The organism is Marinobacter sp., assembly GCF_052094685.1.
Classification (GTDB): Bacteria; Pseudomonadota; Gammaproteobacteria; order Pseudomonadales; family Oleiphilaceae; genus Marinobacter.
Genome location: NZ_JBQDKB010000113.1, coordinates 1 through 10371, shown reverse-complemented (window position 1 = coordinate 10371; position 10371 = coordinate 1). Strand labels below are relative to the sequence as shown.

Below are 10371 nucleotides of genomic sequence, written 5' to 3'. Positions count from 1 at the left end.
CCCCGATTATCTCATGTCGATACTGCTTGGTTAAGTCCGACAGGCTGCTAGAGGCCTGCCGTTTGTGATCCGCGAAACCCGAAACAAGTTTCAGCATAGCTTTTCCGAGCTGACAGTCTGGGAGAAAAATCGGGGCTAATCGGCGCCGACAACTGGCTACTTGCCTGAAAATACAGCGGGTCGCTTGCTTACAAAGGCCGACACGCCTTCTTGAAAATCGGCGGTCTCTGCGGCTTCCAAAAAGGCTTTGTGCTCAGCGTCGAGTTGCGCGGCCAGCGATCTACCAGCAGCTTGCTCAACAAGCCGTCGAAAGGCGCCAAACGCTTTTGTCGGGCCGCTGGCAACCCGCTTTACGGTGGCTGCCAGTGTATCGTCGTAGGAGTCTGACGAGGCGACCTCAGTCAGCAATCCCCAGTCTTTTGCTTCCGTAGCTGTGAGCGTGCGGCCAAGCAACATCATTTCCGTGGCGCGTGCTGTGCCTATCTTTTGGGGCAAAAACCAGGTGCCGCCGCAGTCTGGTACCGCACCTATCCCGTTGTAGGCAATAAGAAATTTTGCGTTTTCCTCCGCTACGATCAAGTCTGCCATCAGCGCTAGGCTTAGCCCGGCGCCTGCGGCTGCGCCCCTCACACCGGCGATTATCGGCGCATCTATACTGCGCAGCAGGAGAATGGCTTCGTTGAGAGGAATAAGCAGGCCGTTAATGACCTCTTTGGTGTGTTCTGGGGTGCCTGCCATGCTGGCGACATCGCCACCTGCCATAAATGCTCTCCCGGCCCCGGTCATCACAATGCAACGCAATCCCGAGTGTTCCTTTAAAGCTTTGACAGCGCTCAGGAGCGCCTCGGCCATAGGAATGTTCACTGCATTGAGCACTTCGGGGCGGTTGAGCGTAAGGGTTGCGACACCGGTTTGTTCGTCAAACGCGGAGATTACCAAGCTGGTTGTCATGACGGCGGATTCCCTCACTGAGAGTATGTAGATAGCTGTTGAGAATTATAGAGCTGGCAGTCTTGGTCTTTATGATCGAATAGGCTATTTTTAATCTAACACAGGCAATTGACCTGATGTTTACCAAAACAACAATAACCACAATCTGCCGATGTGCGGGGAATAATGCCCAGTATCCTCGAAATAGATAATCTTTCGCTCTCGTTCGGTGGTGTGAAAGCACTGCAGGATGTCAGTTTTCAGGTGCCGGAAAACACCGTGACCACCATAATCGGGCCGAATGGCGCCGGTAAAACGTCACTGTTTAACTGCATTTCCGGTTTTTATAAGCCTCAGCAGGGCACCATTCGGTATCAGGGCGAGGTGCTTGCAGGCGTAAAGCCGCCTGTTCGGGCCGCTATGGGTCTGGCGCGAACCTTCCAGAATATTGCTCTGTTCCGGGGCATGACGGTGCTCGATAACATCAAGCTTGGCGCCCATGTACATATGAAAAGTGGCTTGCTGGGTTCGTTAGCGTACTTCGGTGCGACACGCCGCGAAGAAATGGCGGTGCGCCAGCACGTAGAGCAACACATTATTGATTTTCTGGAGATCGACCATATTCGGCGTAAGCCGGTGGCTAGTCTGTCCTACGGGCTGCAGAAGCGGGTGGAACTGGCTCGTGCCCTAGCCATGCAGCCAAAGGTATTGATGCTGGACGAGCCAGTCGCTGGGATGAACCGGGAAGAAAAGGAAGATATGGCCCGGTTTATTCTCGATATTCGAGAAGAATGGGGCGTGACAGTGCTCATGGTGGAACACGATATGGGCATGGTAATGGATATTTCGGATCATATTGCCGTGCTCAATTTTGGTCAAGTTATCGCTGAGGGCCTGCCTGCGGAGGTGCAGAACAATCCCGAAGTCATCGAGGCGTACTTGGGTACTAGCGATATGGACAGTCTGCGCAAGAAACTGAACCCCGAATGCGAGGTGGCTTGAGTGGATTGGCTCTTTTTTGGGGAAATCAGTCTGGCTGGCCTCGCCATGGGTGGTCTCTATGCCCTGATTGGGTTGGGTTTTGTGATCATTTACAAAGCCACCAAGGTTATCAATTTCGCCATTGGCGAGATCATGATGTTTGCTGCTTATCTGTTTCTGGCTTTTGCCGGAGGCATGGAAATGTCCCCTTGGGTGGCTCTGCCGCTGGCGGTGCTGGGTGGCAGTGTGCTGGGCGGGGTGATCGAAAAGGTGATGATTCGCCCGATGCTGGGGGAGTCATCCATTTCAGTGGTTATGGTCACCATTGGCATCGCCAGTATTCTGGTGGGGCTGGTAGAGCTGATATGGGGCGCAGATCCACAGCTTCTTCCGAGTTTTCTTCCTCGTAAGCCGGTGTTTATTGGTGAAATGTATCTGGCACCTAAGATTGCCTACGGCTTTCTCATAGGTGCTGCACTGCTCATTGCTTACCTGCTGTATTTTCGTTTCTCCCGTGGTGGCATTGCGTTGCGGGCGACGGCTTCAGATCAGGCCGCAGCCTACTCCATGGGCATCAACGTGCGCCGGGTGTTCAATATGTCTTGGGTGTTTGGCTCCCTTGCGGCGTCGCTTGCGGGCGTGTTGGTTGCGGCAACCGGGGGGCTTAGTCCGCAGTTTGGTGCGATCGGCCTGAGTGTGCTGGTGGTGGTGATTGTTGGCGGCCTCGACAGCATTCTGGGCGCACTGATCGCCGGGTTGTTTATTGGTTGGCTGGAAACCGTCGCAGGTGCGTACTTGGGAGGTGCGTATCGTATGCCGGCAACGTTTGCCGTGCTGGCGGTAATTTTGGTACTCCGCCCCTACGGCCTTTTTGGCACCCACGAAATAGAGCGAGTATAAGATGCGCATCGGTGATGCCAAACAGAGTTATCAGGCCGATGAGGCTATCTGGACAAGTTCCACCCAAAAAATATGGTTGGTCATTTTCCTGCTGGCTCTTGCGGCTTTTCCTTTTGTGGCGGATTCCTATCTGCTGTATATGGGCTGTATGGTCGGCATTGCGGTCATTAGCACTACCGGGCTTAACATCCTCACCGGGTTCACCGGCCTGATTTCTCTGGGCCAAGCGGGCTTTATGGGGGTGGGTGGCTACACCGTAGCCTGGTTGTCTCTGAACACGGCATTGCCTTTCCCGGTCACGTTGCTGCTTGCCGGGTTACTGGCTGCGGCTGTTGGTATTCTGGTGGGGCTTCCATCCCTCCGGGTGAAGGGGCTTTATCTGGCGATTGCTACCTTGGCCGCCAGTGTCTTTCTGCACTTCATCTTTGCCGAATGGGAGTCGGTCACCGGTGGTATGGGCGGGCTGAGCCTGGAGCCGGCACACCTGTTCGGACTGACGCTGCAAAGCGACTTTGAGATGTATTTTGTCATCGTACCTCTGGCAGTGCTGATGGTACTTGCGGCTAAAAACGTGTTCCGAACACGCATTGGCCGCGCCTTTATCGCGATCCGCGATAGGGATATTTCGGCTGAAATATTGGGTATCAACTTGCTGCGCTACAAGCTGATGTCTTTCGCACTCAGCTCGTTTTATGCCGGCGTGGCGGGTGGTCTGTTTGCTTACTTTTACCGCGTGGTTACGCCGGAAAGTTTTCCGCTCTCCATGTCTATTTTTTATCTGGCGGCGGTTATTGTCGGTGGCATGGGAAACCTACTGGGCGGCATTCTCGGCGCAGCCTTCATGACGTTGATCCCGGAACTGCTCGGCCTGCTCACAACTGCTCTTACCCCCTATTATCCGAACGCGCCGGTATTCATGTCGCCGATGCTTGGAATTATCTTCGGCGCGTTGATCGTGGGTTTCCTAATTTTTGAACCGCACGGGTTGGCGGAGATTTGGCACCGTATACGGCGCTTTTTCAGTTTATGGCCCTTCAGGAACTAGTGGATTTAACAACAAGAAGCCGCAAGGAGAAGAAACATGTTCAAAAACATCCTCAGTAAGGGCCGCTGGCTCGCAGGTATTGGCAGTATCGCCGCTGCTTTGGGAGCAGCGCCTGTAATGGCACAGGACAAAGAGCCCATCGTATTTGGTGGCTCCATTCCGCTGTCTGGCGTGTTCGCCTTTGCCGGCGTGCACCTTCATGCCGGCCTTACCGACTACACAAGCTGGATCAACAGCGAGGGCGGAATCAATGGCCACCCGGTGAAGTATGTAATGGAAGACACCGGTTATGAGGTAGACCGCTCCGTAGCCGCCTTCAAAAAAATCACCGGCAGTAACACCGTTCCGGTTTATTACGGCGACAGCACCGCGTTTATGAAAACCATTGCCTCAGAACTGAACAGCCGAGGCACCACGCTGATGAGTGGCGCGTCCTTCGCTACTGCTCTGACCGACAATGAAAAGTATCCGTACCAGTTCATTCCCGGCCCAAACTACACCCAGATGTTCGGCATTATTCTTGAGTATATTGCGACGCAAGGCAAAGATGGCGATATGCCTACTGTTGCGTTTGTATACAGTGATACCGAGTTTGGTAAAGACCCCATCGAAAGCAGCAAAGCCAAGGCGGCTTTGATGGGCATTGAAGTTGTCGAAGAGATTGTCACTAAGCCCGGCAGTGTGGATGTGTCTGCAGAGATACTGAAGTTGCGGCGGGTGCGCCCTGACTTCGTGGTATTCCACGGTTATGTGTTGTCGCCTATCAACGAGTTTATGGTGCAGATGCGACAGATGGGCTTGGACACCAAGTTTATGGGTACTTTTTGGTCTACCGACAAACTCATCATCGACAAGATGGGTGCGGACGCCGACGGCTATATGGGTGTGATGCCGTACAACTATTACGACAGTGCCGAGGGCGGCCCGATGCTAGACGCTTTGCGCGCCACTGCGCAAAAGAGCGATCCGGATGCCGGCTACCGCCCGACCGGCTATATGCAGGGCTGGTTTAACGCCATGGTTTGGACCGAGGTGATCAAGCGCACGATGGATGCAGGCAAAGAGCTGACCGCCGATAACATGGCCGAGTCTCTGGCTTCCATCAAGGATTGGGACACCGGCGGCATTATCGGTATCCCGGTTACGGTGCATGACATGTCTTTTCCGGTGGGCCGCATTTGGCGTGTGAACGCGAAAGAAGCCCGCTATGAGCCGGTATCCGACTGGATTCACCTCGACTGAGACACTGTATGGAAGCCTTGCTGGAAATCGATAACATAGAAGTGGTTTACAACAAGGCGGTGCAGGTTCTTCGGGGCCTGTCGCTGCGTGTTCCCCAGGGCGCCATTGTGGCACTGCTGGGGTCCAACGGTGCCGGCAAATCTACCACGCTCAAAAGCGTGTCTGGGTTGCTGGCTCTGGAGGACGGTGAAGTGACGGCCGGTGAGATCCGCTTCAAAGGCCGCTCTTTGAAGGGAGCGGCGCCGGAAAAACTGGTTCGTGAGGGCTTGTTCCACGTGATGGAAGGCCGCCGGGTGTTTGAAGATCTCACCGTTGAGGAAAACCTCGTGGCAGCAACTTATGCCCTGAGCGGGCGCAAGCAGTCACTGAGCGATGCCTACGAGCTGGTCTACGATTACTTTCCCCGCCTCAGGGAGCGACGCAAACAGCTTGCGGGTTACCTGTCTGGCGGGGAACAACAAATGCTGGCGCTTGGCCGAGCGCTGATTGCCCAGCCCGAGCTGATCATGCTGGATGAGCCGTCGCTAGGCCTGGCACCTCAGTTGGTTGAGGAAATATTCACCATCATCGCCCGCATCAACCGGGAGCAGGGTACGGCAATATTGTTGGTGGAGCAGAACGCGGCGGTGTCTTTGGCCATTGCTTCCTATGGCTACATCATGGAGAACGGCAAAATTGTGATTGATGGCCCGGCGGACAAGCTGTCATCCAACGAGGATGTGCAGGAGTTCTATCTCGGGGTCGGGGGCAAAGAAGGTGAGGCCCGAAGTTACCGAGACATCAAACATTACAAGCGCCGTAAGCGGTGGTTGTCATGACAACACCGCAGGTTCGCGACTTAACGCTTACCCAAATGCTCCGGGCCCATGCAAAAGAGCGACCGGGCATGCTGGCGCTTCGTCAGAAAGATTTTGGCATTTGGCAAGCGTTCTCCTGGCAAGATTACTACCAACGGGCCCGGCACTTCGGCCTGGGTTTGCGCGCACTTGGTTTGTCTGAAGGTGGCCACGTCGCCATTATTTCGGAAAACCGGGTGGAGTGGGTCATCGCGCAAATGGGTATTGGCTTGGTAAAGGGTATTTGTGTTGGCGTTTATCCCACGAGTCCCTGGAATGAAGTGGCTTACGTGCTTGAGCACAGTGACGCAGAAATGGTGGTGTGTGAGGATCAGGAGCAGACTGACAAGGTTCTGGAAGCCTGGGCTCAGTTGCCACAGCTTAAACACAATATTGTTATTGATCCGAAAGGGTTGCGGGCCTACGCGGCACCCCCGCCGTCGTTTGAAGACATAGAGGCGATGGGGCGGGAGTTTGAGGCCGGTCATCCTGAGTTGATTGATGAGTTGCTCGACAGCCAGCAAATGGATGACACAGCCCTGATGATCTATACCTCCGGTTCCACCGGTCGGTCTAAAGGCGCCATGATCAGCTGGGGTAACCTACAGGCCGGCGCGCCTGGGTTGATTGAACTGCTGGGAGTGGATCAACACAGTTCCAGTTTGTCCTATCTGCCGCTGTGCCATGTGGCGGAGCAAGCATTGACCAATATCGCGCCGGTTTACGTGGGCAGCGCGGTGAGTTTTGGTGAGAGCCTGCGCACGGTTCAGGAAGATCTTCGAGAGATTGCACCTACGTTTTTTCTGGGGGTTCCGCGGATATGGGAAAAGCTCCACTCCGCTATCTATATCAAAATGCAGGAGACCGGGCGTATACGGCAGGGGCTTTTTAATCGCGCGATGAAAGCCTGTGAACCGCTAGCAACCAAACCAAAAGCCCAGTGGGGTCTGGGTGAAAAGCTCACCTTCAGCATTCACTACTGGCTGGTATTCCGTGCCTTGCAGAATTTTATCGGGCTGCGTTGTTGCACCATCGCACTCACAGGCGCGGCGCCGATCTCAACAGGTATTCTTCAGTTTTTCCGAACGTTGGGTATCCCTCTGGTTGAGGTGTATGGCCAAACGGAGAGCACGGGTGTGGCGACCGCTCAGCGCCCGGATAATGTGTGCCTTGGCACGGTCGGTGCCGCTGTTTCTGGGTTGGAAGTGGCCTTGGGGGAGCAAAATGAAATCATCATGCGTGGTGGCACGGTGTTTAAGGGCTATTACAAGAATGACGAGGCAACAGAAGCGACCCTGAAGGATGGCTGGTTGCTGACCGGCGATGTAGGTGAGTGGCAGGAAGGTCAGCTGAGAATTGTCGATCGGCTCAAGGACATCATGATTACCGCAGGAGGCAAGAACTTGTCGCCCACCGAGATTGAAAACGCCATCAAGGCGAGTCCCTATATTAAGGAGTGCATCGTTATTGGTGAGGCTCGCAAGTACGTCTCAGCGCTGATTCAAGTGGACTTCGAGACAGCCGCAAAGTGGGCGGAGCAGGAGCGTATTGCGTACACCACGTTTCGTAGCTTAACCGAGCATGAAAAGGTGCAGGAACTGATTCAGGCAGAGGTGAACAAGGGCAATGACAAGCTGCCACAAGTGGCCCAGATCAAACGCTTTCACTTGCTGAGTAAAGAGCTGGATCACGATGATGATGAGGTGACCGCCACCATGAAAGTGCGTCGAAGTAAAATTTATGAGAAATACACAGAGGTGATCAAGTCTCTGTATAGCTAAATACCGAGATGCTTGAGCGTGGGGACCGTTGCTATCAGCGGTTTTGATGGATGGGTTTTAGGGTGACGTTGCAGACAATAGCTTGCGAACGACTTAGGTCAAACCACGTGAGTATCTGGTCTGCTAAACTTGCCCTGTTTCTTAACCCTTCCTACACACCCTTCTTGAGCTAGGTACCATGATTGAAAACCGACGTTCTGAAACTCTACCCGCCCGGCGAGGCCATCAGCGTATTGTTCCGCGGATGGCTCTGGTCATATCCGGGCTGTTTGCACTTGCGTTCGGCTCCTTTGCCAGTGCCGCAGAACCTGGCATCGCCAGCTTCACTCACCACCCCGTGGGCTATATTGCCATAGCGATATTTGTGATCGCCTATGCGTTCGTGATGCTTGAAGAAAAGCTGCATCTGCGTAAGTCCAAACCGGTGTTGCTGGCAGCTGGTCTGATCTGGTTCCTGGTTGCCGGTGCGGCGGCGATGAATGGTGATACAGAAAGTGCCAACGCAGCATTGAAGCACAACCTTCTGGAATACTCCGAGCTCTTGCTGTTCCTGCTGGTGGCGATGACTTACATAAACGCCATGGAGGAACGTCAGCTTTTTGATGCGCTCCGTGGCTGGCTGGTGAACAAAGGTTTCAGTTATCGGAGCCTGTTCTGGATCACCGGTTTACTTGCCTTTTTCATCTCGCCTATCGCCGATAACCTGACTACCGCCTTGTTGATGTGCGCCGTGCTGTTGAAAGTGGGTGAAAACAGCCCGCGTTTTATTGGTCTTGGCTGTATCAATATCGTCATTGCGGCAAACGCCGGCGGTGCCTTCTCGCCGTTTGGCGATATCACAACCCTGATGGTTTGGCAGAAAGGCGTGGTTGAATTCACCGAATTCTTCCGGTTGTTCGTCCCTGCTGCCGTGAACTACTTGGTGCCAGCTATTATTATGAGCTTTGCCATCCCAGGTGAACCGCCGGGGAAAGCCACAGATACAGTGATTATGAAGCGTGGCGCTCGCCGTACGGTTGTGCTGTTTTTGCTGACCATCACTACCGCCGTATTGGGGCACAACTTCCTGCACCTGCCGGCTGTGGTTGGCATGATGATGGGCTTGGCGTATCTGCAGCTGCTCGGTTATTACCTGCGCATGAGTTTCAAGCGCGGTGTTGCCCGTGAGCGTGTCTGGGCGGAAAACCATCACAATACCAGGTTGTTGGCGAGGCTTGATAAAGCGGTACCTTTTGACGTGTTTAACCCCATGGCCCGCACAGAATGGGACACGCTTCTCTTCTTCTATGGCGTAGTACTTTGTGTGGGTGGTCTCGGGTATATCGGCTACCTGTCTGAAGTTTCCCACCTGTTGTATGAAGGCTGGAATGCCACAGGCGCCAACATTACCGTTGGTGTTCTGTCTGCCATTGTCGACAACATCCCGGTGATGTTTGCTGTGCTCTCGATGGAGCCGGATATGTCTCACGGCCAGTGGCTGCTGGTCACGCTAACGGCGGGTGTGGGTGGTTCTCTGCTATCTATCGGTTCAGCGGCCGGCGTAGCGCTGATGGGCCAGGCCCGGGGCTACTACACCATCATGACGCACCTGCGCTGGACACCGGTGATCGCACTTGGATACATAGCATCTATCGCAACCCATATGTGGCTGAACGCCAGCTTGTTCTGACACCTGTTACACGGAGCCCGCTCAGGGCTCCGTTGCTTAACCCCCTCTGTTTAACTTCGCTCAACGCATGGTTTTCAGGGCAGTTGCCCACTTTTCCAGCTCTGTCAGCATTGCTGTGGCGGAAGGATCGATAAGATCGTTGGAGTGGAATACCTTATTGTCGTCCAGATGATTCCACGCCATGGGTACCATCACGCCTTCAACCATCGGCATCATCTTCAGCGTGGTTACCAGCTGACGAGCCAGAGTCGCCGCACGCACCCCGCCAGCAGCACCGCCATAGCTTACGAACCCACAGGGCTTGTAATTCCATTCGCTGTAAACGTAATTCAGAGCGTTCACAAAGGCCGGAGGTGGGCAGAAGTTGTACTCCGGCGTCACAAACACGTAAGCATCTGCAGCGTTCACGCTTTCGGACCAGTTCTTTGTATGTGCGTGTTCGTATATACCTGAACGTGGGTGTTTGGCTTCGTTGTAAATCGGAAGATCGAAATCTGCCAGGTCTACCAACTCGCAGTCAAAGCTGGAGTTTTTTTCGGCAAAGTCCCGAAACCAAATGGCTACAGACGGGCCAATACGGCCGGGTCGCGTACTGCAAATTATGATATTTAGCTTAAGCGCCATAGACAGTATCTCGAGTGGTTGTAAATGCCAGCCTGAAGCCGACGGATGTGAAGCTGATACTGAATCTAAAGACTTGAGCGCGAGAGATCAAACGAAGCATTCTGAGAGAGATGAACAAGGAATCCGATCAAGTGTGAAAGTAGGTTTGAGCGGTTACTCCTTTGAGAAGGCTGGGCAAAAATTCTAAAACACATCATTTCAAAAATTCGTCAGTGAAGATTATAACGCCTCTGAAACACCCGTGGCACAGCGCATTAAAGAAATTGCACAGAGATAGTGTGTTTCTGGTTATCGTTTATCCTCGCTTTGCTTATTGCTCGCGAATAGTGTTTTTGGAGGCTCGTCGTCCTTCGTACTAGGAAC

The 10371-nt window shown here is 53.8% G+C and carries 9 protein-coding genes; 7 read left to right on the top strand and 2 right to left on the bottom strand.

Annotation, left to right across the window (positions count from 1 at the left end; genetic code table 11):
* Nucleotides 1-156: 156 nt before the first annotated feature.
* Nucleotides 157-951, bottom strand: a complete 795-nt coding sequence (locus tag ACTH3S_RS16380) for an enoyl-CoA hydratase/isomerase family protein (protein ID WP_441810082.1) — start codon at nt 949-951, stop codon at nt 157-159.
* A 165-nt stretch (nt 952-1116) separates the two neighbouring features.
* On the opposite strand from ACTH3S_RS16380, the gene ACTH3S_RS16375 reads away from it, so the two are divergent.
* The 7 genes from ACTH3S_RS16375 (at nt 1117) to nhaD (ending at nt 9384) form a co-directional block, all read left to right on the top strand.
* A complete protein-coding gene (locus tag ACTH3S_RS16375; RefSeq protein WP_441810081.1) occupies nt 1117-1932 on the top strand; it encodes an ABC transporter ATP-binding protein in 816 nt (271 codons plus the stop codon).
* Nucleotides 1933-2811 (top strand): branched-chain amino acid ABC transporter permease, encoded by an 879-nt coding sequence (locus tag ACTH3S_RS16370; RefSeq protein ID WP_441810080.1) that lies wholly within the window; start codon nt 1933-1935, stop codon nt 2809-2811. It abuts the gene before it with no gap.
* A 1-nt stretch (nt 2812) separates the two neighbouring features.
* Nucleotides 2813-3856, top strand: coding sequence for a branched-chain amino acid ABC transporter permease (locus tag ACTH3S_RS16365; RefSeq protein ID WP_441810079.1), 1044 nt, complete (start codon nt 2813-2815; stop codon nt 3854-3856).
* Nucleotides 3857-3892: 36 nt separating this feature from the next.
* Nucleotides 3893-5098: an ABC transporter substrate-binding protein gene (locus ACTH3S_RS16360; RefSeq protein WP_441810078.1), complete on the top strand. Its 1206-nt coding sequence runs from the start codon at nt 3893-3895 to the stop codon at nt 5096-5098.
* An 8-nt stretch (nt 5099-5106) separates the two neighbouring features.
* Nucleotides 5107-5916, top strand: a complete 810-nt coding sequence (locus ACTH3S_RS16355) for an ABC transporter ATP-binding protein (protein WP_441810077.1) — start codon at nt 5107-5109, stop codon at nt 5914-5916.
* Nucleotides 5913-7715: an AMP-dependent synthetase/ligase gene (locus ACTH3S_RS16350; protein ID WP_441810076.1), complete on the top strand. Its 1803-nt coding sequence runs from the start codon at nt 5913-5915 to the stop codon at nt 7713-7715. Before ACTH3S_RS16355 ends, ACTH3S_RS16350 begins: the two co-directional genes overlap by 4 nt.
* Nucleotides 7716-7893: 178 nt before the next feature.
* Nucleotides 7894-9384 carry a sodium:proton antiporter NhaD gene (nhaD, locus tag ACTH3S_RS16345; RefSeq protein ID WP_441810075.1) on the top strand — a complete coding sequence of 497 codons (1491 nt, stop codon included), beginning with the start codon at nt 7894-7896 and terminating at the stop codon, nt 9382-9384.
* A 60-nt stretch (nt 9385-9444) separates the two neighbouring features.
* Here the strand turns inward: nhaD and ACTH3S_RS16340 are convergent, their stop codons facing one another.
* Entirely contained in the window at nt 9445-10008 is a 564-nt protein-coding gene (locus ACTH3S_RS16340; protein WP_441810074.1) for an NADPH-dependent FMN reductase, read from the bottom strand.
* Between the last annotated feature and the right edge of the window lie 363 nt (nt 10009-10371).